This window comes from Aeromonas bivalvium (assembly GCF_046078285.1).
GTDB lineage: Bacteria > Pseudomonadota > Gammaproteobacteria > Enterobacterales > Aeromonadaceae > Aeromonas > Aeromonas bivalvium.
In genome coordinates this window covers 314,008-338,369 of sequence record NZ_JBGXBV010000003.1, presented here as the reverse complement: position 1 = coordinate 338,369, position 24,362 = coordinate 314,008, and the positions used below count along the sequence as shown (strand labels likewise).

Here is a 24,362-nt window from a genome sequence, read left to right as displayed (position 1 = left end):
CATCTGGTGATGCCCGGCAAAATCAGTTACAAGAATGGCCTCTGTCACCACGGGAGCGTTCATCGCATGGCTGGATCACCGAGGCATATCGTTCCCCGCTCGTGGCTGAATCGGTTGGGGCTGCTTTGCCTGGCGATAGCGGGACTGGGGCTGGTGTGCAACTACACCTACCTCCGTATCAGGCACGACATGCAGCTCATCACCGCCAAGCAGCCCAATCTGTTCGAGGTGTTCTCTCAGCGGGCCCGCATCCTGGCGCCAGAGAAACTGGCTGACTTCATCGACAACAGCAGCATCAAGATGCCCATCTTCAGCGAGAACGGGGATGCGGCGGCCTATGCCTATGGCTATGATCTCCCCACTCTGAAGCGTCTGGCGGTCATTCCCGTGTTGCCCCCTGCCAACCAGATGCTCCTCGCCTACCAGTACGTCATCTCCAACCCCGAGGTCCTCAACCTCTACGCCCTCTATAACGATCGTCGCATGCTTGGCATGGTCGCCAACAAGGAGATGCTTCCAAACCAGTTGCTGCCGGTCAACACCGACCTCAATGACATCGAGCCCTGGACCCACTATTTCGGTTGCGCCTTCTTCGTCTCCACCCATGTCCCCTGCAGCACGGATGAAGCCTGGGTATCCGAGATCTACACCGACACCTTCACCGGGCTGAATACCATCACCCTCTATTTTCCCTTCGTCTATTACGAGCCCGTCATCAAGGACTACCGCTATGGGCTCAAGGGCATCGACATCGCCGTCGACAGGGCGTTCAAGGAGGTGCTGCAGCCCTTCGAAAGCCTTAATCCGACCCGGACCGTCCTCTCCTTCGAGGAGGTCGAGCCCTGTCGTCCGTTCCACCTGTGCCTGAGCACGCCGCTGATGCGCACAAAGGCGGACAGCGACCTCAACCTCAAGTGGTCATACAGCTACGGCGATTTTTCCCGGGCCGTCCTCTTCGGGCCGGCCTTCAAGATCTATCTCATCGCCCTGCTGCTGCTGATGCTGACGGGGCGAAGCATCATCACTCGTGTACGCACTCAGGCACAGACCGACGCGCTGACCCGGCTGCCGCGCCGTGACATCCTCAGTCAGGCCCTGCTGCGGGAGCACGACTACCTGATGATCCTCGATATCGACAACTTCAAGTCCGTCAACGACACCCATGGTCACGGGGTGGGTGACCTGGCGCTCGTCGCCTTCGCCAATCACCTCAAGACCAATATCCGCAAGGGCGATGTGGCCATTCGCTGGGGTGGGGAAGAGTTCATCGTGCTGTTCAAGGGGATGGACGATGACAAGATGATGCATCGCTCCGCCGCCCGTCTGCTGGAGCGGCCATTGCACATCCCCGAGCTGCCCGCCCCCATCACCTTCTCCGCCGGAGTGACCCGCATTCGCGATTACCTGACGGTGGCCGAGGCGGTGCAACTGGCCGACGATCTGCTCTATCACGTCAAGCAGCACGGCAAGCGCAATATCGCCTATTACCAGGGGCAGACCATCCGCCTTGTCCGCGATCCAGGCGCCGATTCGGCTCCCTGAGCGACCCGGCTTCTGCCGCTCCCCTGCATCTGTTACCATCCCGGCCACGCTGATTGTTTCCGTCCCGGCCACGGGGCGGGATAACCCCATACTGGTGCCCCATGTCCATTGTCTCTTTCGCCGAACTGGCCCTCTCCCCTCGCCTGCAGCAGACCCTGACCGAGCTGGGTTATGCCGCGCCTACCCCCATTCAGGCCAGCGCCATCCCCCTTATTCTGGCGGGGCGGGATCTGATGGCGGGGGCCCAGACCGGCACCGGCAAGACCGCCGCCTTCGTGCTGCCACTGCTGGAACAGTTGCTCAAACAACCGGCAAGCGAGGCCCCCCGCCCCATCCGTGCCCTGGTGCTGGTACCGACCCGCGAGCTGGCGGTGCAGGTCTTTGATAACGTGGCGCGCTACGGTCAGGGCACCGGCCTCACCAGCGCCCTGGTCTACGGCGGGGTCAGCATCGCCGCCCAGGTCGACGCGCTGAAAGACGGGGTGGATATCCTGATCGCCACCCCGGGCCGCCTGCTCGACCATCTGCGCCAGGGGGCCCTGAGTCTGGCTGCGCTGCGCCATCTGGTGTTCGACGAGGCGGACAGGATGCTCGACATGGGCTTTATGGACGAGATCAAGGCCCTGCTCAGACAGATACCGGCGGATCGCCAGACCCTGCTGTTTTCGGCCACCTGCGACGACAACCTCTTTGCCTTGAGCCGGGTGCTCTTGCGCGACCCGGCGCTGATCGAGGTGGCACCGCGCAACACCACGGCCGCCGAGGTGGAGCAGCGGGTCTATGCGGTGGATGGGGATCGCAAGCTGGCCCTGGTCGAACACATGTTGACCGTGAAGGGCTGGGCACCGGCCCTGATCTTCAGCCGCACCCGGCAAGGGGCGGACAAGCTGGCCCAGCAGCTCGGCAAGGCGGGCATCAATGCGCTCGCCTTCCACGGCGATCTGTCGCAAGGCGCGCGGGAAAAGGTATTGCTGGAGTTTCGCGCCGGCACCCTGCAGGCCCTGGTCGCCACCGACGTGGCGGCTCGCGGTCTCGATATCAGCGACCTCAACCATGTGATCAACCTGGAGTTCCCCTATCAGCCAGAGGATTACGTTCACCGTATCGGTCGCACCGGCCGCGCCGGCAACAAGGGGCTCGCCGTGACCCTGTTCAGCCCGGAGGATGCGCCATTGCTGGAGAAGGTGGAAGCCGTGCTCGACACCCGATTGCCCCAGCAGTGGTTCCCGGGCTTTGAGCCGGATCTGACCCGCTTCGACCCCGAACCGCGCCGCACCAGCAAGGGTGCCCAGAAGCAGAAGGCCAGAAAGCAGGCGCTGGCGGGCGGCAGCAAGGGATCGTCCCGCAAACCCGGGTGAGCACAAGGGGAGTGTGAGTATGGGCGGAACGGGCGCCGCCAGGGAGGTGTTCCGCCTCCCCTTCGCGGCGGCGCCGGAAGAGATCAGGAGCCCTGGGTCAGATCCTTGATGGTCTCGGAGGGGCCGTTGCTCTGCACCGAGGCGATGCCGTTTTGGGCCGAGGCCTGGCTGGCATACATCTGGCTCGACCCTATCACCTGATGATTCTTCGCCTTCAGGTTGAAGTGATACTTGCCGTTGGCCGCCTCTTTCAGCTCATACTGACCCGCCTCGGGGGCGTTGCTCTGTACCGAGGCGATGCCGTTCTGGGCCGCCCCCTTGCTGTTGTACAGCTCGCTGCTGAGGATCACCTCCCCGTTCCCCGCCTTCAACACGAAGTGATACTGGTCGCTTTTGGCCAGCTTGAGCTCATACCATCCCATGTGGACATCCTTATGTTGAGTGACACGCCTCCATAAGCTAGCCCGATCCTGATGACCGCCATATGACGAAGGGGGAAGATGGCCAGAAGAGGCCGTTTTCGTCATCCGCTGCGCCGCTTATTGTCGCGCCCGGGGCGCGGCAGATCCGATAAACAGCAAGATTGTCCAAGCGATGACGCCCTCCTGGAGGCTAGATTGGGATGGCTGCCGAGCAGAGGAGGAAGGATGAGCCAGGACAACCAGTTCATATTCGCACACAGTCAGCACCTGGCGAGCCTGACTGCGCTGCGGGTCAACATGACGGCGTTTCGCTACGACCGTCACGCCCACGAGGAGTACTCCTTCGGGGTCACCCTGGCCGGGCGCCAGAACTTCTTCTGTCGTGGCGGCTTCCACTCCAGCCCGGCGGGCAGCGTCATCCAGTTCAATCCCGGGGATGTTCACGACGGTCATGCGGGGGACAACGCCAGCCTCGACTACGCCATGCTCTATGTGCCGCCCCACGAGCTCACCCCGCTGTTTGCCAATGCCGCGGGGGAACGGGCGACGCAGACGGCCCCCCTGTTGCCATCCCTGGTGCAGGATGGGGAGCTGAGCGCCTGCATACTGGCGCTGGTTCAGGCGGTGCGCGGCCGGGCCGGCAGCATAGAGCAGGAGTTTGCCCTCTACCGCCTCGCCGCCCGGGTGATGCAGCAGGCGGGACGCTTTGAACCCGATGGCCGGGTGAGCCGTGTCGATCGCCTCCTGTTGCAGGCCAGGGACTTCATCCACGCCCACTTCCAGCAGGATATCTCCCTGGCCGACATCAGCGCGGCGGCCAACCTCTCCAAGTACCACTTTCTGCGCCTGTTTCGCCAGCAGCTCGGCATCACACCCCATCAATACGTGATCAACTGCCGCGTCAATGCCGCCCGGCGTGCCCTGGCCTGCGGCGAGTCGGCCCAGGATCTGGTGTACCGCTACGGTTTCACCGATCTGAGCCACCTCAACCGCCGCTTCAAGCGCATCTATGGCATGACCCCGACCCAATACAGCGCCAGCCTGATCCGCTGAGCCCAAGGAAGACCCCATGATTGAGATCCTCGCCTATGCCATCGGCATCATGTATACCCCAGGCCCCGTCAACCTCATCGGCCTCAATGCCGGCCTGGGTGGTCGCACCCGGGCCAGCCTCGGCTTCTTCCTCGGAGTCGGCATGGCGATGTTCATGCTGTTGCTGCTCTTTGGCTGGCTGGGCACCCGCCTGGTGCGAGAGGAGATACTGATCTATGCCAGCCTGGTGGGGTGCCTCTATATGGTCTATCTCGCCGTCAAGATAGCCGGCGACAGTGGCGAGACGCTTGCCCGGACGGCCCCCGTCCGCCCTCTGGGGGTGCGCAGCGGCTTCGTCATCCAGTTGCTCAATCCCAAGGCCATGATCGCCACCCTGCCCATCACCAGCATCCAGTTCCCGGCGGCGCAGATCCACGGCTGGAGCCTGCTGCCCTGGTCCCTGCTGCTGGGCCTGCTGGCCGCCGGCGCCCCCGGCAGCTATTCGGTGGCTGGCAACCTGGTCGGGCGCCAGCTCCAGGACCCTCGCTGGTTTCGCTGTTTCAATCTGCTGATGGCCACCCTGCTGCTCTACAGCGCCCTGGCCCTGGCCTACCAGCACGTCTACCTGCCACTGGCCCGCTGACACAGGCCCCCTCAACATTCCCCAATGAGAAGGGGCCTGCCACCCCGGCAGGCCCCTTCTGCTGATATGCCGTCAAACCGATGAGACCTTACTCGGGCTGATGAAACGCCAGGGCCCCCAGATAGTCCCCCTTGCCCAGCTCGACCCCGGCCCGGCGCAGCAGGGCATAGGTCATGGTGAGGTGGAAGTAGAAGTTGGGCAGTGCGTACTCGTAGAAGCAGGTCTTGCCATCCATCCACTTGCCATGGGCCCAGTAGGGGGCGTATTTGCCGCTCTCGAACGCGCTGTAGTCGGCATCCAGCTGGCTGGTGAGAAAGTCGATGGTGGCCTGGATGCGCCCGCGCAGATCCGCCATGGTGTGGGGTTCGTCGGCAAAGCCCGGGTTGTCGCCGTGGCTGGCGGTCGCCACGCAGGCCTTGGCCGATTCGCAGCAGATCAGAACCTGCTTGCTCAGGGGGAACATGTCGACGATCAGGCGATCGCCGAAGAAGTTGTCGACATCGTATCCCTTGACCTCGGCGTGGGCCGCCGCCTTGACCAGCAGTCGGTCCAGGTTGGCGAGCATCTTGATAAACTGGGCGGTAAATTCACGATTCATGAAGGCTCCTCGATAAAGGCTGGGCTCGCCGCCTCGCTGGCGGCGTCGCTCACTATACTGCCTTTTTCAGAAGAAGCGTCACCGGGAACATGCACAGGCTCCGGTCAGGAATCGCGCGAGATGCTCCGTCGGCGATCTGCGCCCCAGGGGACCGGGTTCCCTCCTTGTCGTCCGGCCGGGGCGACAAAACGCCAAAGAAAAAGCCCAGCATTGCTGCTGGGCTTTTGTGTTGGCTCCTCCTACTGGACTTGAACCAGTGACATACGGATTAACAGTCCGCCGTTCTACCGACTGAACTAAGGAGGAATTGTACTGCGGAGACTGGATATCGCTATCCCGACGTCCTTTGTTTGGTGCCCAGAGACGGAATCGAACCGCCGACACGGGGATTTTCAATCCCCTGCTCTACCGACTGAGCTATCTGGGCTAAATGGTGCCGGCTACCGGAATCGAACTGGTGACCTACTGATTACAAGTCAGTTGCTCTGCCTACTGAGCTAAGCCGGCACACTCAAACCATTGTGCATGAACATATTTTTACTTCATGGCACCAAATCTTGGTGCCCAGAGACGGAATCGAACCGCCGACACGGGGATTTTCAATCCCCTGCTCTACCGACTGAGCTATCTGGGCGTGGCCGCTATTAAACGGATTTTGCCCTTGGGGGTCAACGGGAAATTTTACTTTTTGTCTCGTTCGTCTCTTTTTTGCACAACAAACCTCTTTTTGTGCAATTCCCCGCCAGACTCATCCCTCGTCGACCCCGCCCCTGCGCCACAATCTGGGCTCCTCCCCCTTGAGCAGGCGGGAAATATTCTCGTGATGGCGGATCAGGATGAGGCAGGAGAGCAGGGAGACCGGCAAGGTATATTCCGGCTTGAGCAGGTAGGCAAACAGGGGCGCCAGCAGCACTGTCACTATGGAGGCCAGGGAGGAGTAACCGCTGATCAGGGCCACCAGCAGCCAGCTCGCCACCACCAGGGCCCCCATGTCCAGGCCGATGGGCAGCATGGTGCCCAGGGCGGTTGCCACCCCCTTGCCACCGCGAAAATGGAAAAACAGGGGATAGATGTGGCCGAGACAGGCGGCCACCCCGATAAAGCCGAGATAGACGGGCTTGATACCGAGAAACCAGGAGAGATAGACGGGGGCCGTGCCCTTAAGCATGTCGAGCAGCAGCACGGCCAGGGCGGCGCCGCGACCACCGAGGCGCAACACATTGGTCGCCCCCGGATTATGGGAACCATGATCCCGGGGATCCGGCAGGCCTGTGGTGCGCGACACCAGCACGGCACTGGACAGGGATCCGCCCAGATAGGCCAGAATAATCATCAAAATCGTCAGGGCCGTCATCTTGGTCGTTTTTACCACGATATGAATGGGGTATGATGCGGGCCACATTCTCCGGCTCGGGCTACCCGGGCCGTTCGCCAATGGCACGTGATCTGCCAGGCCAGCATCCCTGCGCTGTTTCACAGCCCATCAAGAGTAAAGAAGAAGTACTGTCATGGACAAGGTGTTTATTCGTGGACTCGAGGTTTTGAGCACTATCGGGGTGTATGAGTGGGAGAAGGGCATACGCCAGAAACTCTGCTTCGACCTCGAGATGGGCTTCGACAACCGCCCCGCCGCCGCCGGCGACGACATCCATCTGGCGCTGGATTACGCCACCCTCTCCCAGAAAGTGTCGGAATATGCCAGCACCAGGGTGGTGGAACTGGTGGAGACCATGGCCGAACAGGTCGCGCACCTCATCCTCAGCGACTTTCGGGTGCAGTGGGTCAAGGTGACCCTGACCAAGCCGGGTGCCGTACCCAATGCCGCCGGCGTGGGGGTCGAGATACTGCGCCACCGCACCCCGGCCGCGAGCGAGCTCTGATGACCCGGATCTACATCAGCCTGGGCTCCAACATTGATCGCGAGCGCCATATCCGTGCCGGGCTGGATGCCCTGCATCGGCTGCTGGGGCCGCTCCAGGTCTCCCGGGTATTCGAGAGCGAGGCGGTGGGCTTCAATGGCCGCCCCTTCTACAACCTGGTGGTCGGCGCCGACACAGGGCTGGCCCTGAACGACCTCTGCCAGCAGCTGCGGGCGCTGGAGTTTGCCCACGGCCGCGAGCCCGATGCCAAGAAGTTTGCCCCCCGCACCCTGGATCTGGACCTGCTGCTCTACGGCAATCTGGTCTGCGACGCCCCCCTGGTGCTGCCCCGCGGCGAGATAGTGACCAATGCCTTCGTGCTCTGGCCCCTGGCCGAGCTGGCGCCGACCCTGCGCCACCCCCTGCACGGCGAGACCATGGCCGCCCTCTGGGCCGGCTATGACAAGGCTTCCCAGCGCCTCACCCCCATCCCCTTCGACTGGACGCCGAGCGGCGTCCTGGCCGATACCCGGGCCTGAGCCGCGCAGCATGGCCCTCCCCTCTCCCGATCGAGCCCCGATCGGGGGAGCCTCAGACTATTTCCCTGCATGATGACGGGATGACAGAATCCTTCGAATCCCTGGCCCGCCCCTGGCAGAAGAAAAGGCTAAAGCAGCCTTCAGTATCCACCTTCAGCGCCGATACACTGACCATCTCCTTTGCCCCTTGAGGTCGTCGTGAACGTCAAACAGAAACTCGTGTTGTCCGCCATCCTGGTGGCCGGGATCCAGGCCGCCGTCATGGGGGTCATGTTCTACTTCTCGGAGCAGGAGTCGCGCAGCAATCTCGAGATGCTGCAGGCCAAGCAGGTGGAGGCCGACCTCATCGCCCTGAACCTGAAAGAGAAAGAGTTTCTGCTACGCAGGGATCCCGCCGCGGCCACCGCCTTCGCGGCCTTGCGGGATGAAACCAGCCGCCTGCTCGCCGACATGGCCAGCCACCACGAGGGGCGCCAGCAGGGCGACATCCTCACCTTCGCCAGCCTGTTGCAGGATTATGCCCGCCAATTCGAAGCCCTGCGCGCCCAGCAGGAGAAGATAGGCCTCACCCCGACCAGCGGCCATTATGGCGCCCTGCGTCAGGCCATTCATGCCCTGGAGCAGGAACTCAAGGCCCGAGGTCAGCAGCAGGAGAGTTTGCTGATGCTGCAACTGCGCCGGGACGAGAAGGACTTCATGCTGCGCCGCGACATCGGCTATCTCGCCAAGTTCGAACAGAACCTGGCCCCCCTGGCCCAGGCCCTCGCCGGTGAACCTGCCCTCGCCGCCCTGCTGGAACGCTACCGTCAGAACTTCACCGCCCTGGTGGCGGAAGAACAACGGCTGGGTCTGAGTGCCGAAGAGGGGCTGCGCGCCGATCTCAACCGCAGCGCCGAGCAGATGCGCCAGGCTGGCATAGTGTTGGCTCAGGATCTGGCCAGAGAGGCCGAGACCAACCATAGCCGCATCCTCTGGATCATGGGGCTGCTCTGCTCCCTGGGCATTGTGGTGGCGCTCTGCCTCAATCTGCTGATCGGCCGCGACGTCATGGCGGGGCTGCAACGGCTGGCAGACACCATGCGCCGGGTCACCGCCAGCAGCGATCTCACCCTGCGCGCCCGCATCGGTTCCAGGGACGAATTTGGCGCCATGGGCCGCGACTTCGACACCATGCTGGAGCACTTCAATCAGGTCATAGGTCAGGTCGTCGCCTCGGTCACGGATCTGGAGCAGCTCACCGCTCAGCTGCAGCGCAACGCCAATGCCGCCCGGGAAGGCACCCAGCAGCAGTTGCAGGAGAGCGACCTGGTCGCCACCGCCGCCACCGAGATGGAGAGCACGGTGCAGGAGATCGCCAGCAACACCGAGAGCGCCGCCGAGAGCGCCCGCACCACCAATCTGAGCGCCCAGCAGGGCCGGGAGCGGGTGGAGACCACCATGGCGGTGATCCACTCCCTCTCCACCAAGCTGGAGGCCTCGGGCCAGGAGGTGATCGCCCTGGCCGAGGAGAGTCGCCAGGTCGGCAACGTGCTGGAGGTGATCCAGGCCATCGCCGAGCAGACCAACCTGCTGGCCCTCAACGCCGCCATCGAGGCCGCCAGGGCCGGCGAGCAGGGGCGAGGTTTCGCCGTGGTTGCCGACGAGGTGCGCAACCTGGCCATGCGCACCCAGCAGAGCACCAGCGAGATTGCCGCCATCGTCTCCGGCTTGCAGGCCCGCACCCAGAGCGTGGTCACCCTGATCGGCGAGTGCCGCACCCAGGGGGAACGCAGCGTCGAGGCCGCCGGGGAGGCCAGCACCCAGCTCGCCAACATCACCCGTCAGATGGACCAGATGATGGACATGAGCACCCAGATAGCGACCGCGGTCGAGGAGCAGAGCTCGGTGGCGAGCGAGATCAATCGCAATGCCGTGGTGATCCGCGACATCGCCAACGACGCCCTGACCCAGGCCGAACAGAACAGCCGCGCCAGCCAGAACGTGGCCGAGCAGGCGAGCCTGCTCCACCGGGCGGTCGATCAGTTCAGGGTCTGATCCCCAGATCCCATATGAAGAGAGGGCGGCCAGGGCCGCCCTCTCTTTTTTCCTCCCACCCCATCAGACCGGGTCTTCGCACCGACGCTCCTTCACATCGTCCCTGGCGAGCTGGGCGAAGATCATCGCAGCCAGCATGGCCATCAAGCCGATGCAGAGATAGGTGAGGTGGAAGCCATGGAGCCACTGCTCGCTGCTCGAGGCGGCAAAGAGTCCGAGCAGGCTGGCGGCGATGGCAACCCCAAGGCTCATGGAGAGCTGCATCACGACTGACAGCAGACCGTTGCCGCTGCTGGCGTGCTCGGCACTCAGATCCTGCAAGGTGAGTGTGTTCATGGCGGAGAACTGCAGCGAGTTGATGGCGCCGAACACCCCGAGCCAGCCGAGCAGCGCCCAGTAGGGCAGGTCGTTGTCGATGAGGGCGAAGCTGGCGATCAGGGCCCCCAGCAGCAGGGTGTTGCCCACCAGGATGCGACGATAGCCGATGCGGGGGATCAGCTTGTTGACCAGGGTCTTGGTCAGCATGGCGCCGAGCACGGTCGGTATCATGGTCATGCCCGCCGCACTCGGCGAATAGCCCAGACCCAGTTGCAGAAACAGCGGGGTGAGAAACGGCATGGCGCCGCTGCCCAGGCGGGCAAAGAGGTTGCCCCAGACCCCGATGGCGAAGGTCTTGGTCTGAAACAGCGCCAGACTGAACAGGGGGCGCTCGGCGTTCGCGGCATAGAGCCAGTAGCTCGCCATGGCCGCCAGGCCAGTGATGAGCAGCAGCAGGGACCAGCCGGTGGAGAGGCTGTGCTCCCCCAGCCCCTGCAGACCGACCGACACCAGCACCATGCCGGCGCTGAACATCACGAAGCCGCGCCAGTCGAATCTGGGCGTCTCCCGTCGCATCTCCGGCATGTAGTACCAGCTGGCGATGAAGCCGAGCAGCCCCACCGGCAGGTTGATGAGAAACACCCAGTGCCAGCTCGCCACCTCCACCAGCCAGCCCCCCAGGGCCGGGCCTATGAGGGGCCCCACCAGCCCGGGGATGGTGACGAACGACATCACCCTGAGCAGATCCCGCTTGCTGAAGGCCCGCAACACGGCGAGCCGCCCCACCGGCATCAGCAGGGCGCCGCCCACCCCTTGCAGCACCCGGGCCGCCACCAGCAGCGGCAGGGTATTGGCCAAGGCGCAGGCCAGAGAGCCCAGACTGAACAGGGCGATGGCCCACAGATAGACGCGGCGGGTGCCGAATCTGTCCGCCAGCCAGCCGGAGGCCGGGATAAGCAGCGCCACCGTCAGCATGTAGGCGATGACCACGGACTGCATCTGCAGCGGGCTCTCCCCCAGGGCCTGTGCCATGCTCGGCAGCGCCGTGTTGAGGATGGTGCCATCGAGAGTCTGCATGAAGAAGCCGACCGCGGTCAGCCAGGGCAGCCACTTGAGTTGGGCCGCTGAGAGTTCCGGGTGTGGCTGCGTCATGGTGTCTCCGTCAGGATTGGGGGGTTGAGGCGCTCAGAAACAGGTCGATGCAGCTGTTCAGCCAGGCCTCCTGCTGGGCCGGGCTCTCCATCAGGGGCAGGCCCAGCTCGCGGCGGATCCTGTCCTTGCCCTGCCACATCAGCAGCAGTTGCAGGGCGGCGTCCTGGCTGTCGGGGTGGTGGAGCAGACCCAGCTGTTTCTGCCGCTCCAGCCACTGTGCCAGGATCCCGAGCACTTGCACCGGTCCCGCCTCGAAAAAGAGCGCGGACAACTGTTCATCGTTGCTGCCAACGCAGGTGCGAAAGATGTTGATCGCCTGCTCGCTCAGCACCAGGCGGCGAAAGCCGCGCCCGAACAGCAGCAGGCTCTCGCGCACCGAGCCGCCCTGCTCCAGCAGGGCTGCAGAGAGCTCGTCATTGTGACACTTGGCCCCCACCGCCTCGGCGAACAGCAGCTCCTTGCTGGTGAAGTGACTGTAGACCGTCTGCTTGGAGACGCCGGCGGCGCTGGCCACCATGTCCATGCTGACCTGATGGGGGCCCTGCTCGCAGAACAGCTGCCCCGCCGCTTCCAATATGGCTGCCCGCTTCTTTTGACTGCGCGGTGACTTGTTCATTTTGCCTCCAAATCAAACTGGACAGTCTAGTACCGATAAAACTAGACTGTACGGTATGGTTTGAATACTAAATCAACACAAGGATGATGTCATGGCGCTTCTGCTACTCGCGCTCTTGCTGCTCGCCGGCTGCGGTCCGGTCAGTCAGGAAGTGGCGACCCCCACCCCGACCCGGGTCACCGCCCTCCCCCTGCAATCGAGCGATCACTATCCGGAGCTGCGCCGTTACACCGGCCGGGTCGTGGCACCCCAGGAGGGGGCCGTCGGCTTCGAGCTGGCGGGGCGGATTGCCTCCCTGCACAAGGAGCGGGGCGACACCTTCGCCGCCGGAGAGTTGCTCGCCACCCTGGATACCCGACTGCTGGAGGTCGAAGCCCGCGAGCTGGCCGCCCGCCTCGGCCAGAACCGGGCCGAACTGACCCTGGCCCGCCAGACGCTCACCCGGCTCACTACCCTGCGCCAGCGCCAGTTCAGTTCGGATCAGGAGATAGACGAGTGGCAGGGCAAGACCCGCATGCTGGAGGCGAGCGCCAGCCAGATAGCGGCGGCGCAAGAGGCCAATCAGGTCCGTATCGAGAAGTCCCGTCTGCTGGCCCCCTTCAGCGGTACCGTCGTGAGCCGGGAGCAGCCCCTCGGCGCCGTGGTGAACGCGGGCCAGCCCCTGTTCGCCCTGATCCGTACCGGTCACTGGGAGGCGGACATCGGCATTCCCGCCGAGCTGGCCGCCACCCTGAGCCCGGGACAAACCTACCCGCTGCAGGCGGCGGATCGCACCTTCACCGCCCGCCTGGTCAACCTGGGGATCCGGGTCGATGGCCACACCCACACCCGCAGCGCCCGTTTCGCCCTGGGAGAGGACGCCGCCATGCTGGCCGAGGGCCAGCTGATCAGCCTGCTGCACCAGACCCCCAGCGCCATCGACGCCTATGTGGTGCCCCTGACCGCCCTGACCCAGGGGATCCGGGGCGGCTGGACCCTCTATGTGGCCACCCGCACCCCGGAGCCCACCATCGTCAGCCGGGATGTGCGCCTGTTGCAGCAGGATGGAGAGCGCGCCTGGATAGAGGGGGCCCTGCAAGGGGATGAGCGCATCGTCATGGACGGCCTGCACAAGCTGGTGCCGGGTCAGCGGGTGACGGTGCAGGAGGCGACCCCATGATCCGCGCCTTCATCGACAACGGCCGACTGGCCCTGCTGGCGGTAGCCCTGCTGATCGCCGCCGGGCTGGCCGCCCTCCAGAGCCTGCCCCGCACCGAGGATCCCCAGATCATCAGCCGCTTCGCCAGCGTGGTCACCCCCCTGCCCGGCGCCAGTGCCGAGCGGGTCGAGGCCCTGGTGAGCGAGCCCATAGAGAACCGGCTCAGGGCCCAGAGCGAGGTCAAGCTCATCGAGTCCCACTCCCGCCCCGGCCTCTCCATCATCCAGGTCGAGCTCAGGGACGAGGTGACCGAGGTGGTGCCCGTCTGGTCCCGGATCCGGGATCGGCTCGGGGATCTCGCCTCCGAGCTGCCCGACGGGGCCGGCGCTCCCCAGCTCAACGACGAGAAGGGCTACCCCTTCACCCGGCTGGTCAACCTCAGCTGGCGCGGGCCCGGCCCCATCCAGCTGGATCGCCTGGCCCGCTACAGCGCCGAGCTAGAGCGGCGGGCACGCATGCTGCCCGGCACCCAGTACGTGGAGCGCACCGGTGCCCCCGAGGAGGAGATAGAGGTCACCTTCGATCCCCTGGCCCTGGGCGCCGCCGGGCTCGATGGCCCCACCCTGGCCCAAGCCCTGCGGGGAGCCGATGCCAAGGTGAGCGCCGGGGAGTTGCAGGGGCGCAACAACCGGCTGCTGATCGAGTTGCGAGGCTCCCTCGATACCCTGGAGCGCATCCGTCAGATCCCCCTGCGCACCGACGAGCAGGGTCGGACCCTGCGCCTTGGCGACATCGCCGAGGTGAAGCGCGGCATCCGCCAGCCCGAGAGCCAGCTCGCCTTCGCCAACGGGGAGCGGGCCATCGTGGTCGGCATCCGCATGGCCCAGGACAGGCGCATCGATCTCTGGTCGGCCCAGCTCGATGCCATGCTGGCCGACCTTGCCCTGAGCCTGCCGGACAACATCGCCCTGACCACCAGCTTCGATCAGCGTCAATATACCGAGCGCCGCCTCTCGGATCTGCTGGTCAACATAGGCCAGGGGTTCGCCATCATCATGGGGGTGCTGCTGGTGACCCTGGGGCTGCGGGCCGCCCTCATCGTCAGCCTCTCCCTGCCCCTGACGGTGGCCTTCACCTTTGCCTGCATGAACCTCATCGGCCTGCCCATCCACCAGATGTCGGTCACCGGCCTGGTGGTGGCCCTCGGCATCATGGTGGACAACGCCATCGTCATGGCGGATCGGGTGCAGCATCAGCGCCGCCACGGCATGGGGGTGACCGCCGCCGCCATGGAGGCCATCGGCCACCTCTGGCTGCCGCTGCTGGGGTCCACCCTCACCACCCTGCTCGCCTTCCTGCCCATCATACTGATGCCGGGCCCGGCCGGTGAGTTCGTCGGCGGCATCGCCTGGGCGGTGATCTTCTCCCTGATCGGCTCCTACCTCATCTCCCATACCCTGGTGGCCGGTCTTTCGGCGCGCTGGGTCGCCCCTCGGGGAGGCAGCGCCTGGTATCGGGATGGCCTGCACCTGCCCGCCCTGGCCGCCCGCTTCGAGCGCAGCCTGGCCTGGGCCCTGGCCCGTCCCCGCACCAGCCTGCTGCTGGTCTGCCTGCTGCCCCTCGCCGGTTTCTGGGCCGCCGGCCGCCTGACCGAGCAGTTCTTCCCACCGGCGGACAGGGACATGATCCACATAGAGGTGAGCCTCTCCCCCCAGGCCAGCCTGGGTCACACCCGCACCCTGGTGGCCGCCATGGAGCAGACCCTGGCCCGCTACCCCGAGCTGGTCCGCCAGGACTGGGTCATAGGTGACAACGCCCCCAGCTTCTATTACAACCTGGTGCCCCGTCAGCAGGGCCGGGTCGATTATGCCCAGGGCATGATACGGTTTCGGGATCTCGCCAGCGCCAACCGCCTGATCCCCCGGTTGCAGCAAGATCTGGACACGGCCTTCCCCCAGGCCCAGATCCTGGTGCGCAAGCTCGAACAGGGCCCCCCCTTCAACGCCCCGGTGGAGCTGCGCCTGTTCGGCCCGGACCTGCACCAGCTCCACCGCCTCGGGGAAGAGGTGCGCGCCCTGCTCGCCGAGACCCCGGATGTGATCCAGACCCGGGCCACCCTGCAGGCGGGGGTGCCCAAGCTGTGGCTGACGGTGAACGAGGAGGCCAGCCTGCTGGCGGGCATGAACCTGGGCCAGCTCGCGACCCGGCTGGAGGCGGCCCTGGATGGCCGCGTCGGCGGCGCCGTGCTGGAGGGCACCGAGTCTATCCCTGTCCGGGTGCGGCTGGCGGCAAGCGAGCGCCAGGATATCCAGGATCTGCTCAACCAGCCCCTGAGGAATGACGAGGGGGGCACTGGGCTGACCCTGCGCAACCTGGCCAGCGCCACATTGAGCCCGAGCTGGGGGGAGATCAGTCGCCGGGACGGCGAGCGGGTCAATGTGCTGGAGGCCTACCTGAGGATGGGGGTGCTGCCCCAGACGGTGCTCAACCAGGTGCGTCAGCGGCTGGATGAGGGGCAACTGGCGCTGCCGGCGGGTTATCGGCTGGAGATAGGGGGCGAGTCGGCCAAGCGGGACGAGTCCGTGGGCAACCTGATGGCCCACGTGGGCCTGATCGCCGTGCTGCTGCTGGCGGTGCTGGTGCTCAGCTTCAACTCGTTTCGCATGGCGGGGGTCATCATGCTGGTGGCGCTGCAATCGTGCGGGCTGGGGCTGCTCTGGGTCTGGCTGCTCGGCTACCCCTTCGGTTTCACCGTCATCATAGCCCTGCTCGGCCTGATGGGGCTCGCCATCAACGCCGCCATCGTCATACTGGCGGAGCTCAAGGCGGATCCCCTGGCCATGAGGGGGGACAGGGCGCAGATCCGCAACCTGGTGGCCGGTTGCAGCCGCCACATCGTCTCCACCACCATCACCACGGTCGGTGGTTTCCTGCCGCTGCTGCTGGGTGGCGGCGGCTTCTGGCCCCCCTTCGCCATCGCCATCGCCGGGGGCACGGCCCTGGCGACCCTGCTCTCCTTCTACTTCGCGCCGGCCGCCTTCCTGCTGCTGCGCGGCCAGGCAGCCAGCCAGGAGGCGGACCGCCAGCAGAGACCGCCCCTGGGGCAGACAGGCTGAGACGCAGGCCCGAGGCTCCCGGCACCGCCAGTCAGGCGTCCGGCGACTCCAGCATCGCCTTCAGCCGCTGCTCCAGGCTCGGCTCGGGGGCCTTGAGGGTCGCCAGGAACAGGGCCTCGATAGCGGCCTTGTCGGCGCGCCTGACGATGAATACCAGCCGGGACTGGGCACGCCCCTCCGGCCAGTCCAGCAGGGTCTGCAACGGATAGAGCTGGCCATGTACCCCGTGGATCACCACGGGCTGGCTCTCCCCTTCCAGCTGCAATATGCCCTTGAGCCGCAGCAGGGCGTCGCCGTATTGCGCCTGTACCGCATCGATGGCGGCCAGCAGGCGGGACGGCTTGAGGGGTTCACCGATGCGCAGGGAGAAGCTCTCTATGTTGCCATGGTCAAAATGGGTGGGGGCGGCGGCCCCCACCTTGGCGGCGAACGGCTGCATCTTGGGTTGCATCGGTGATGCCAGCCCCTGTTTCGGGGACTCGGTGCGCAGCCAGGCCAGCAGCTGGCGCACGTCCCGACCGGCCGCCTCGTTGTAGGCACCGAGCTTCTCCAGCACGGCGGGGGAGAGCACGCCATTGCTGACCCGCTCGACGGGCGCCGCCGGGTTGAGGGTCGCCAGTCGGGCCTCCACCCGATCCAGCTGCTCCGCCTCCACCAGATCCCCCTTGCTCAGCACCAGCAGATCCGCCAGGGCCACCTGTTTGACCGCCTCGTACTGGGCAGCCAGTTGCTGCTCGATATGACCGGCGTCCACCACGGTGACGGTGCCGTCGAAGCGGTAGCGCTGGGCGATGAAGCCCTCCTCCTTGAGGGTAAACAGCACAGGGGCGGGATCCGCCAGGCCCGTGGTCTCGATGATGAGCCGCTTGAAGGGTTTGATCTTGCGCTGGATCGCCTTCATGAAGAGCCCCTGCAACGCCTCCACCAGGGAGCCCTGCACCGAGCAGCAGATGCAGCCGGAATCGAGCAGTACCACCTGCTCGTCCACCTGCTGCACCAGGTGGTGATCCAGCCCCACAGCGCCGAACTCGTTGATGAGCACGGCGCACTCCCCGAGCTCGGGCTGCTTGACCCAGTGGTTGAGCAGTGTGGTCTTGCCGCTGCCGAGAAAGCCGGTCAGCAAGGTCACGGGGATCCGGGTGTCTTGCATGTCTGTCATAGGGATGACTCCCCTCTGGTCGGCAGTGTGATGAGTAAGCGGGTGTCTTGCATATCCGTCATGTCAGTTCCTTACCGGTTGGCAAACAGCTCGCCGAGCCAGCGGTTCTCGAAGCGGCCATGGGGGTCGAGCTCGCGCTTCAAGGCCAGGAAGTCGTGCCAGCGTGGCAGCAGGGCCGGGAAGTCGTAGAGATCCATCGCCAGATGCTTGCCGAAATGGGGAATGCCGCCAAGGGGCACCAGCAGTTGCTGCAGCTCGCGCATCTGCTCCATGGAGCCACCGACGAAGGTGCCGTCCGCCGCCAGATAGACCAGGAATCCTATCCAGCACACCGACTTGCCATAAGCGGCGCTGAGCCAGGCCTCGGAGGGGCCGGTGCAGCGCAGGATGAAGGGGTAGTGCAGCGCCCCCGGGTTGCGCTCCTGCCAGGCTTGCAGGATCTCCAGCGCCTCCCCCATGCGCGCCAGGGGCACGGCCACCTCGCAGTTGATCTGGGGGGCCGGTATCCCCTTGCAGAGGATCTGGTAGACGTTGCCCACCAAGTCAGAGGCATCCTTGAAGCGGCGCACCGTCTCGAAGTGCTCCCCGGCCCGGGCCTCGTCCTTGGTGTCCCGCGCCATCTTCTGCAGGGTGGCATCTATGGTGGCATTGAGGGCCAGGTTCATGCGCTCGTCCATGTCTCCCTCCAGCAGCAGGGGCTCGCTGCCGCCGGCGCGGTAGCGGGCCACCTCGTCATCGGAGGCGGGATCCACCAGCCAGATGTGGCTCTCCCCGGTCCAGGCGAACCACCAGCTCTTCACGAAGCCGTGCTCCCGGTTGAGCCGCTCGTTGTGTTCCAGCAGGAAGGGGTAATCGGTGGTGAACTTGGTGCAGCGCATGATGCGGTTGGGCACGGTGCGCAGGCGCACATCCAGCAGGATGCCGAGCATGCCCATGCCCATCACGAAGGCGCCGAAGCGGGGATCCGTGCGATCCACGCCAATGATGTCGCCATTGGCCAGCATGATGGTGAGGGCCTCCACCGCATCGCACAGGGCGGACTGGTGCAGCCCCTGGCCATGGGTACCTGTGCTGAGCGCGCCGCCCAGGGTCTGGATGCCGATGACCCCGGGGGACGCCGGCAGCATGCGATCCATGGCGATGAGATCGGCGTAGACGGTATCGAGCGGCGTCCCCGCCAGGTAGGTCACGGTATCGGCTGTCTTGTCCAGCTGGCCGCGCAGGTGGTGCAGGTCCACCAGCAGCGCCTGGCTGCCCTCGGCATAGACGCTGTGGATGGGTTCAAAGGAGAGGCCGGAGCCGATGAGCCGCAGCTTGCGCTCGGGGTATTTGCGCAGCAGCTGTTGCAGCTCGTCGCGATTCGTCGGGCGCCACACCTGATCCAGGGCGCCGAGGGGGTTGGTTCGCGACCAGTTGAACAGCACCTCCCGATTGCCAATCGCCTTGATGCTGTGAAATGCCTGGAACTGAACCGTCATACCGCGCCTCATCTGCCTTCAAAATGAGCGGCGATTCTACCGAAAAGCGAGCGCCAAGGCATGAAAAACAAGCCCCTACAGTCGGGGGTGGATAAGGCGCGCCTCTCCCCCTCCCCTCAGCGCGTCTGCTGGGTCAGCGCCAGCAACATGCCGAATCCCACCAGCAGAGCGCCAAACACCCGATCGATCCAGTGACGCACCGCCAGCAGACGCACCCGCACCGAGGCGCTGGAGAAGAAGAGCGCCACGGCGCCGAACCAGAGGGCGTGAGCCAGGGCGATGAAGGCGCCATAACCGAGCTGGACCGCCAGCGGCGTCTGCGGCTGCACCACCTGCATGAAGAGGCTGACGATGAAGATGGTGGTCTTGGGGTTGAGCACATTGGTCAGAAAACCGGTGCGCAGTGCCCCCAGGCTGGAGAGGGCGGGCTGGCTGAGGCTCTCCTCAGCGGCGACCGGTTTGGCCCGCAGCATTTTGATGCCGAGGAAGATGAGGTAGGCCGCCCCCGCCAGCTTGATGAGGTTGAACAACCAGAGGGATTGCTGGATCAGCAGGCCCACCCCCAGCAGGGTATAGCTCACGTGGACACAGACCCCGGCCGCGATGCCGAGCGCCGTCAGCACGCCGGTGCGGCGCGAGAGCAGCAGGCTGTTGCGCGACACCATGGCAAAGTCGGGCCCGGGGCTGATGACGGCAAAGAGGGTAATGGCGACCACGGCGAACAGTTCTGTCATGAAAATAGTCCTGATTAGAGGGAATATCGGCTATTTTATTTGGCCATTGCACCAATAACGAACGATGATTTCTGACATGAATGGTGAAAATAACTCACAGAAAAGTCTGTCGCTTCCCTCCCTGACGGCCCTGCGCTGCTTCGAGGTGGCGGCCCGCACCGAGCACTTCGGCCGCGCCGCCGACGAGCTGCACCTCACCCATGGCGCCATCAGCCGGGCGGTGCGTCTGCTGGAGGAAGATCTGGGGGTCATGCTGTTCGAGCGGCGCCAGCGTCGGGTCTTCCTGACCGAGGCAGGCGAGCGGCTCTATCGGGCGGTCAGGGAGGGGCTGGGCGGCATCCGCCAGACGGCCCAGGCCCTGCGCCAGCAGAGCCGTCCCCAATCGCTGGTGCTCTCCTGCGAGCCCACCCTGCTGATGCGCTGGCTGATCCCGCGCTGGCCCGCCTTCCAGGCCCTGCACCCCGAGCTGGACGTCCATCTGATGGCGGGGGGCGGCGCCCTCAGCTTCGACAGCGGCATCGATCTCGCCATCCGGCGCAACGACTTCCACTGGCCCGAGGATCTGCACAGCCAGCTGCTGTTCGAGGAGCGGACCGGCCCTGTCTGCCAGCCGGGCAAGGTGGCGCAGTTTTTCGAACGACGGGAAGAGGGCTGGGCCCTGCGCCCCTCGGCCCCCCGCCTGCACACCAAGACCCGCCCGAGTGCCTGGCAAGCGTGGCGGCAGCACGCAGGCATGTCTGCCGACGAGGAGGTGCCGGGTCAGACCTTCGAGCACTTCTATTTCAGCCTGCAGGCGGCAGTCGCCGGGCTGGGAGTCGCCATCGGCCCTTACCGGCAGGTGTGCGACGATATCGAGGCCGGTCTGCTGGTGGCACCGCTCGGCTTCGTCCCCGACGGCACCGCCTATCACCTGCTCGCCCCCGCCCCTCCCGAACCCGGCAGCCCCCACGAGACGTTGGCGAACTGGCTGCATCACCTGAGCTGAGCCCTCGCCGCTCCTCACCCGCGCGGCTATCTTGAGCCAGGGGAGTGCACGGCACCCGGCTCAGCCGGCCCGAAAGGCACTGCCACCCTGTTGCGCCGCCAACAGCAAGGCATCGACCACGACGCGCACCTTGAGCGCCATGTGCTGGCTCCTGGCCCAGAGGAGATTGATCGGCATCTCGCCGCCGGCGTGATCATCGAGCACAGAGACGAGGGTGCCCGCTGCCAATTGCTCGCTCACCAGCCAGGTCGGCACCTGTGCCAGCCCAAGGCCGGCCAGTGCCGCTGCCCGCACGGCTTCCCCATCCCCCATCTCGTAGCGAACCGGTATGTCACGGACTTGCGTTTTGCCCGCCCCATTGCCGAGCAGCCAGCCATGACGATGTCCGGCTCGCCAGTCAATGATGCAGTCGTGCCGTGACAGCTCGTCCGGGGTCAAGGGCACCCCGCGCCTGGTCAGATAGGAGGGGGCCCCGCAGATGATCAGCCGCTGCTCACCCAGGCGGCGCGCAACGAGATCTCCCTGGTCGTCCAGCGCCCCTATGCGCACCACCAGATCGATGTTGGCCTCGATGAGATCGACCTTGCGCTCGTTGAAGGTCACCGAGAGATCCAGCTGTGGATGCTGGCCAGCCAGTTCCAGCAGGAGAGGCAGCACGTGCCTGCGACCAAACGCAGCGGGCAGATCGATGCGCACGCGCCCCGACGGGCTCTGCTTTCCCGATGCAAGGCTCTGTTCCGCCTCTTCCAGTACCCGGGTAGCCTGGAGGCAGCTGGCCAGATATGCCTCCCCCTCCGGAGTCAGGCTCACCCGACGGGTTGTTCTGTGCAGCAGCTTGACCCCCAGCCGTGCCTCCAGACGCACAATGCTCTTGCTCAGCGCCGAGCCGGTCAGCCCCAACGCCAGCGCCGCCACGGTGAAACTGCCCGACTGGGCCACGGCGACAAAATGCCTGACACTCAGAAAGGGATCCTGTACTGCCATCAATTAGGTCCTTGAGGGAATTAGAGATTGGAATAATAGCTACTTAATCAATCTACAGGAATCAATCACACTACAAGCAGGTTCATTCAACACCACCCCTTGCCTGGGGTGGCTCGGAGAGCCTTGAGTTCCCAACTCGCTCAGACGTTACCTTATCACCAGACAGGAGAGACCAGATGTTGACCGTCAAACCCCTCAGTGGACACGTTGCCTTCGTACAAGGTGGTTCCCGCGGCATTGGTGCCGCCATTGTGAAACGCCTCGCTCGCGATGGTGCCGCCGTGGCCTTCACCTATGTCTCCTCCGCCAGCCAGGCAGAGGAAGTTGTCGCGACCATCACGGCGGCGGGCGGCAAGGCCCTGGCCATCCGGGCCGACAGCGCCGATGCCGCGGCCGTGCAGCACGCCATCCGCCAGAGCGTCACCCACTTCGGGCGGCTGGACATCCTGGTCAACAACGCCGGGGTGCTGGTATGGGGCAATATTGAAGAGCTGACCCTGGACGATCTCGATCGCACCCTGGCCGTCAACATCCGCAGCGTGTTCGTGGCCAGCCAGGAAGCGACTCGCCACATGAGCCAGGGGGGACGCATCATCAACATTGGCAGCACCAATGCCGATCGCATCCCCATGGCGGGCGGATCCGTCTACGCCATGAGCAAGTCGGCCCTGGTCGGCCTGACCAAAGGCATGGCACGGGATCTGGGCCCGCGGGGCATCACGGTCAACAACGTGCAGCCAGGCCCGGTCGATACCGACATGAACCCGGCTGACGGGGAATCGGCAGAGCAGCTCAAGGGGATGATGGCACTGGCCCGCTACGGCAAGGATGAGGAGATCGCCAGCTTCGTCGCCTACCTGGCGGGGCCTGAAGCAGGCTATGTCACTGGCGCCAGTCTGACCATAGACGGCGGCTTCTCCGCCTGAATCTCCATTTGACGTCGGATACAACAGCCCCGGCACTCGCCGGGGCTTGCTTACCAGGGGATCGGGCTGTCACCCACGGCCGTGAGGAGGCCTGCTGACAGGGCAAGTTCAGGCTGGTTCGAGCAGCGCCTCTTTGACGCCCGTCGCAGGCAACCCTTCCCGCCCCAGCTGCTCGTCGCAGAACTGCCGCACGGGCACGGGGCGGCCAAACAGGTAGCCCTGCAGATAGGTCACCTTGCCCTCGAGATACTCCGCCTGCTCCCGGGTCTCGACCCCTTCGGCCACCAGGGCCAGGCCGAGGCGATGACCCAGATCGATCACGTTGTCGACGATGTGCTCGGACAGGGATTCGGTACCGATGCGCGCGATGAAGGACTGGTCGATCTTGAGGTAGTCCACGTGGAACTGCTGCAGATAGACCAGGCTGGAGTGGCCGGTGCCAAAATCATCCATGGCCAGCTTGACTCCCAGCTCGTCCAGCGCCTGGAACAGTGCCAGGGTGTGGGGATCGGCCACCAGGAGCTCCCGCTCGGTCAGCTCCAGCACCAGCGTCACCTTGCCCGGCACAAAATGGGCGAGGAATCGGCGGCAATCTTCCAGCAGGCTGTCATCCCGGCAGTGGGCCGCGCTGATGTTGAAACCGACATGAAAGCCATCGGGCAACCGCTCCTGCTCGGCGGCCAGCCGCAGACCCACCTCCCCCATGATGAGGCTGGTCATGGGCACGATCAGCCCGCATGCCTCCGCCTGGGGGATGAAGAGATCCGGCCGGATCAGCCCCACATCGGGATGCTGCCAGCGCATCAGCACCTCGACCCCCATGATGCGCTCGCTGCCGCTCTCCACCAGGGGTTGCAGGTAGGGCACGAACTCCTTGGCCCGCAGGGCCCGGGCCAGCTCGCTGGTGGGGGAACGGGGGCGACCCAGCAGCCACCACATGATGGCGGCAAACCCGGCACAAAAGCCAAGCAACAGCCAGATCCCGAAGTCACGGTGCCGCCACATCCCCAGGAGCGTAGGCTGGGAGGAGTAGCCCGCATAGATGGAGATCGAGTAACCGGCCGCCTGGAGCCGCACATGGTCCTGGCTCGCCAGGGGAGGCTCGGCAGCAAAGAAATGGCCCTCCTCGTCGAGCCAGCTATCGCCGACCCTGAGCATGATGGGCATGGCTCTGTGATTGAAGTTCAGCATGAAGCTGAGGTAGTCCCCATCGATAACGGTGAGGACGGCTCCCCGGGGCGAGGCGGCACGCACCGAGAGGAGAGGATGCTGGCGCCGCACCAGATTGCCCTCCATCAGCCTCAGGCGACCCTGGCTGTAGGCGTCGGCGACATAGGGGATCTCCCGCAGGCCAAATTGGGAGGTGCAGTAGATGCTGTCCCCCTGGCTCAGGTTGACCGAACGCACGAAGGGCACCATGGCGACCAGGGATCTGAGGGTCGGCATCGCCTCGGTGCAGGGCTTGCCCAGAAACGGCAAGGCCTGGTCGTTGGCCTGCTCGGCATGGGCCAGCATGGTCTCCATCAGACCCAGGGTATTGCTCGCCGCCTGCCTCGACTCCCAGCGCAGATCGGCACGATAACGCACCAGCAGCGCCCAGTTGCCGAGCAGCATGGGCAGCACGAACACCAGCAAGGTGATCAACACTCTCGTTCTGGGTCTGGCCGTATCGACATCGCTGCAATAACGCATGGTGGCTCCCGCTCATGAAAGGAGATCCATGCTAGCA

The 24,362-nt window shown here is 65.0% G+C and carries 20 protein-coding genes, 4 tRNA genes and 1 pseudogene; 11 read left to right on the top strand and 14 right to left on the bottom strand.

All coding sequences use genetic code 11. The features are described from left to right. Positions 1 to 114 precede the first annotated feature (114 nt). Both ACEUCR_RS10955 and ACEUCR_RS10950 read left to right on the top strand, forming a co-directional pair. Complete coding sequence (locus ACEUCR_RS10955) at positions 115 to 1,542, top strand: GGDEF domain-containing protein (protein WP_408790082.1); 1,428 nt, start codon at positions 115 to 117, stop codon at positions 1,540 to 1,542. A 101-nt stretch (positions 1,543 to 1,643) separates the two neighbouring features. Then, positions 1,644 to 2,900, top strand: a complete 1,257-nt coding sequence (locus tag ACEUCR_RS10950; protein ID WP_408790079.1) for a DEAD/DEAH box helicase — start codon at positions 1,644 to 1,646, stop codon at positions 2,898 to 2,900. A gap of 83 nt (positions 2,901 to 2,983) precedes the next feature. Here ACEUCR_RS10950 and ACEUCR_RS10945 read toward each other — a convergent pair whose 3' ends face one another. Continuing rightward, positions 2,984 to 3,322: a YegP family protein gene (locus ACEUCR_RS10945; protein WP_111875030.1), complete on the bottom strand. Its 339-nt coding sequence runs from the start codon at positions 3,320 to 3,322 to the stop codon at positions 2,984 to 2,986. Positions 3,323 to 3,547: 225 nt separating this feature from the next. On the opposite strand from ACEUCR_RS10945, the gene ACEUCR_RS10940 reads away from it, so the two are divergent. Next, entirely contained in the window at positions 3,548 to 4,375 is an 828-nt protein-coding gene (locus tag ACEUCR_RS10940; RefSeq protein WP_111875029.1) for an AraC family transcriptional regulator, read from the top strand. A gap of 16 nt (positions 4,376 to 4,391) precedes the next feature. After that, on the top strand, positions 4,392 to 4,997 hold the full coding sequence (locus tag ACEUCR_RS10935) for a LysE family translocator (RefSeq protein WP_392441992.1): 606 nt from the start codon (positions 4,392 to 4,394) through the stop codon (positions 4,995 to 4,997). Positions 4,998 to 5,085: 88 nt separating this feature from the next. Here the strand turns inward: ACEUCR_RS10935 and ACEUCR_RS10930 are convergent, their stop codons facing one another. The 6 genes and pseudogenes from ACEUCR_RS10930 to plsY form a co-directional block, all read right to left on the bottom strand. Next, entirely contained in the window at positions 5,086 to 5,595 is a 510-nt protein-coding gene (locus ACEUCR_RS10930; RefSeq protein ID WP_408747153.1) for a DUF1993 domain-containing protein, read from the bottom strand. A gap of 230 nt (positions 5,596 to 5,825) precedes the next feature. Next, positions 5,826 to 5,901 (bottom strand) — tRNA-Asn (locus tag ACEUCR_RS10925). 45 nt (positions 5,902 to 5,946) lie between these two features. Then, positions 5,947 to 6,022 (bottom strand) — tRNA-Phe (locus ACEUCR_RS10920). A gap of 4 nt (positions 6,023 to 6,026) precedes the next feature. Beyond that, positions 6,027 to 6,102: transfer RNA gene (locus ACEUCR_RS10915), tRNA-Thr, on the bottom strand. A gap of 51 nt (positions 6,103 to 6,153) precedes the next feature. Continuing rightward, positions 6,154 to 6,229 (bottom strand) — tRNA-Phe (locus ACEUCR_RS10910). Positions 6,230 to 6,276: 47 nt separating this feature from the next. Beyond that, positions 6,277 to 6,949: pseudogene (gene plsY, locus ACEUCR_RS10905) on the bottom strand (glycerol-3-phosphate 1-O-acyltransferase PlsY). Positions 6,950 to 7,103: 154 nt separating this feature from the next. On the opposite strand from plsY, the gene folB reads away from it, so the two are divergent. The 3 genes from folB to ACEUCR_RS10890 all read left to right on the top strand — a co-directional run bounded on the left by folB (position 7,104) and on the right by ACEUCR_RS10890 (position 10,027). Continuing rightward, positions 7,104 to 7,475 carry a dihydroneopterin aldolase gene (gene folB / locus ACEUCR_RS10900; protein WP_041995020.1) on the top strand — a complete coding sequence of 124 codons (372 nt, stop codon included), beginning with the start codon at positions 7,104 to 7,106 and terminating at the stop codon, positions 7,473 to 7,475. Beyond that, positions 7,475 to 7,993: a 2-amino-4-hydroxy-6-hydroxymethyldihydropteridine diphosphokinase gene (gene folK, locus ACEUCR_RS10895; RefSeq protein WP_392441996.1), complete on the top strand. Its 519-nt coding sequence runs from the start codon at positions 7,475 to 7,477 to the stop codon at positions 7,991 to 7,993. The genes folB and folK overlap by 1 nt, the downstream gene beginning before the upstream one ends. A 198-nt stretch (positions 7,994 to 8,191) precedes the next feature. Next, a complete protein-coding gene (locus ACEUCR_RS10890) occupies positions 8,192 to 10,027 on the top strand; it encodes a methyl-accepting chemotaxis protein (RefSeq protein ID WP_456319341.1) in 1,836 nt (611 codons plus the stop codon). Between the two features lie 63 nt (positions 10,028 to 10,090). On the opposite strand, the gene mdtD is transcribed toward ACEUCR_RS10890, so the two are convergent. Both mdtD and ACEUCR_RS10880 read right to left on the bottom strand, forming a co-directional pair. Beyond that, positions 10,091 to 11,497 carry a multidrug transporter subunit MdtD gene (gene mdtD / locus ACEUCR_RS10885; protein WP_408790074.1) on the bottom strand — a complete coding sequence of 469 codons (1,407 nt, stop codon included), beginning with the start codon at positions 11,495 to 11,497 and terminating at the stop codon, positions 10,091 to 10,093. 10 nt (positions 11,498 to 11,507) lie between these two features. Then, a complete protein-coding gene (locus ACEUCR_RS10880; protein WP_111875024.1) occupies positions 11,508 to 12,113 on the bottom strand; it encodes a TetR/AcrR family transcriptional regulator in 606 nt (201 codons plus the stop codon). 91 nt (positions 12,114 to 12,204) lie between these two features. Between ACEUCR_RS10880 and ACEUCR_RS10875 the strand changes: the two genes are divergently transcribed. Together ACEUCR_RS10875 and ACEUCR_RS10870 are read left to right on the top strand one after the other, a co-directional pair. Continuing rightward, entirely contained in the window at positions 12,205 to 13,272 is a 1,068-nt protein-coding gene (locus tag ACEUCR_RS10875) for an efflux RND transporter periplasmic adaptor subunit (protein ID WP_408790071.1), read from the top strand. After that, positions 13,269 to 16,367, top strand: a complete 3,099-nt coding sequence (locus ACEUCR_RS10870) for an efflux RND transporter permease subunit (protein WP_408790068.1) — start codon at positions 13,269 to 13,271, stop codon at positions 16,365 to 16,367. The genes ACEUCR_RS10875 and ACEUCR_RS10870 overlap by 4 nt, the downstream gene beginning before the upstream one ends. Before the next feature lie 31 nt (positions 16,368 to 16,398). On the opposite strand, the gene ACEUCR_RS10865 is transcribed toward ACEUCR_RS10870, so the two are convergent. The 3 genes from ACEUCR_RS10865 to ACEUCR_RS10855 form a co-directional block, all read right to left on the bottom strand. Further along, positions 16,399 to 17,526, bottom strand: coding sequence for a CobW family GTP-binding protein (locus ACEUCR_RS10865; RefSeq protein WP_408790065.1), 1,128 nt, complete (start codon positions 17,524 to 17,526; stop codon positions 16,399 to 16,401). 71 nt (positions 17,527 to 17,597) lie between these two features. After that, positions 17,598 to 19,004, bottom strand: a complete 1,407-nt coding sequence (locus ACEUCR_RS10860; RefSeq protein ID WP_041995036.1) for a D-arabinono-1,4-lactone oxidase — start codon at positions 19,002 to 19,004, stop codon at positions 17,598 to 17,600. Between the two features lie 116 nt (positions 19,005 to 19,120). After that, positions 19,121 to 19,738, bottom strand: coding sequence for a LysE family transporter (locus ACEUCR_RS10855; RefSeq protein ID WP_408790063.1), 618 nt, complete (start codon positions 19,736 to 19,738; stop codon positions 19,121 to 19,123). Between the two features lie 76 nt (positions 19,739 to 19,814). Here ACEUCR_RS10855 and ACEUCR_RS10850 point away from each other — a divergent pair, with 76 nt between their 5' ends. Further along, positions 19,815 to 20,723 (top strand): LysR family transcriptional regulator, encoded by a 909-nt coding sequence (locus tag ACEUCR_RS10850; RefSeq protein ID WP_408790060.1) that lies wholly within the window; start codon positions 19,815 to 19,817, stop codon positions 20,721 to 20,723. Positions 20,724 to 20,783: 60 nt separating this feature from the next. Here the strand turns inward: ACEUCR_RS10850 and ACEUCR_RS10845 are convergent, their stop codons facing one another. After that, complete coding sequence (locus ACEUCR_RS10845) at positions 20,784 to 21,707, bottom strand: LysR family transcriptional regulator (RefSeq protein WP_408790058.1); 924 nt, start codon at positions 21,705 to 21,707, stop codon at positions 20,784 to 20,786. A gap of 176 nt (positions 21,708 to 21,883) precedes the next feature. Between ACEUCR_RS10845 and ACEUCR_RS10840 the strand changes: the two genes are divergently transcribed. Continuing rightward, the gene (locus ACEUCR_RS10840) at positions 21,884 to 22,633 is read left to right on the top strand and encodes a 3-oxoacyl-ACP reductase family protein (RefSeq protein WP_408790056.1); all 750 of its coding nucleotides are present in this window, start codon (positions 21,884 to 21,886) and stop codon (positions 22,631 to 22,633) included. Between the two features lie 108 nt (positions 22,634 to 22,741). Here ACEUCR_RS10840 and ACEUCR_RS10835 read toward each other — a convergent pair whose 3' ends face one another. Beyond that, positions 22,742 to 24,325 (bottom strand): EAL domain-containing protein, encoded by a 1,584-nt coding sequence (locus ACEUCR_RS10835; RefSeq protein WP_408790053.1) that lies wholly within the window; start codon positions 24,323 to 24,325, stop codon positions 22,742 to 22,744. Positions 24,326 to 24,362: the final 37 nt, after the last annotated feature.

Excerpts from the sequence above, each read along its gene's own strand:
- ACEUCR_RS10950 (WP_408790079.1), top strand. The coding sequence starts at position 1,644 with ATGTCCATTGTCTCTTTCGCCGAACTGGCCCTCTCCCCTCGCCTGCAG.
- ACEUCR_RS10945 (WP_111875030.1), bottom strand. The coding sequence starts at position 3,322 with ATGGGATGGTATGAGCTCAAGCTGGCCAAAAGCGACCAGTATCACTTC.
- ACEUCR_RS10940 (WP_111875029.1), top strand. The coding sequence starts at position 3,548 with ATGAGCCAGGACAACCAGTTCATATTCGCACACAGTCAGCACCTGGCG.
- ACEUCR_RS10935 (WP_392441992.1), top strand. The coding sequence starts at position 4,392 with ATGATTGAGATCCTCGCCTATGCCATCGGCATCATGTATACCCCAGGC.
- ACEUCR_RS10930 (WP_408747153.1), bottom strand. The coding sequence starts at position 5,595 with ATGAATCGTGAATTTACCGCCCAGTTTATCAAGATGCTCGCCAACCTG.
- folB (WP_041995020.1), top strand. The coding sequence starts at position 7,104 with ATGGACAAGGTGTTTATTCGTGGACTCGAGGTTTTGAGCACTATCGGG.
- folK (WP_392441996.1), top strand. The coding sequence starts at position 7,475 with ATGACCCGGATCTACATCAGCCTGGGCTCCAACATTGATCGCGAGCGC.
- mdtD (WP_408790074.1), bottom strand. The coding sequence starts at position 11,497 with ATGACGCAGCCACACCCGGAACTCTCAGCGGCCCAACTCAAGTGGCTG.
- ACEUCR_RS10880 (WP_111875024.1), bottom strand. The coding sequence starts at position 12,113 with ATGAACAAGTCACCGCGCAGTCAAAAGAAGCGGGCAGCCATATTGGAA.
- ACEUCR_RS10875 (WP_408790071.1), top strand. The coding sequence starts at position 12,205 with ATGGCGCTTCTGCTACTCGCGCTCTTGCTGCTCGCCGGCTGCGGTCCG.
- ACEUCR_RS10870 (WP_408790068.1), top strand. The coding sequence starts at position 13,269 with ATGATCCGCGCCTTCATCGACAACGGCCGACTGGCCCTGCTGGCGGTA.
- ACEUCR_RS10865 (WP_408790065.1), bottom strand. The coding sequence starts at position 17,526 with ATGACAGACATGCAAGACACCCGGATCCCCGTGACCTTGCTGACCGGC.
- ACEUCR_RS10860 (WP_041995036.1), bottom strand. The coding sequence starts at position 19,004 with ATGACGGTTCAGTTCCAGGCATTTCACAGCATCAAGGCGATTGGCAAT.
- ACEUCR_RS10855 (WP_408790063.1), bottom strand. The coding sequence starts at position 19,738 with ATGACAGAACTGTTCGCCGTGGTCGCCATTACCCTCTTTGCCGTCATC.
- ACEUCR_RS10850 (WP_408790060.1), top strand. The coding sequence starts at position 19,815 with ATGAATGGTGAAAATAACTCACAGAAAAGTCTGTCGCTTCCCTCCCTG.
- ACEUCR_RS10845 (WP_408790058.1), bottom strand. The coding sequence starts at position 21,707 with ATGGCAGTACAGGATCCCTTTCTGAGTGTCAGGCATTTTGTCGCCGTG.
- ACEUCR_RS10840 (WP_408790056.1), top strand. The coding sequence starts at position 21,884 with ATGTTGACCGTCAAACCCCTCAGTGGACACGTTGCCTTCGTACAAGGT.
- ACEUCR_RS10835 (WP_408790053.1), bottom strand. The coding sequence starts at position 24,325 with ATGCGTTATTGCAGCGATGTCGATACGGCCAGACCCAGAACGAGAGTG.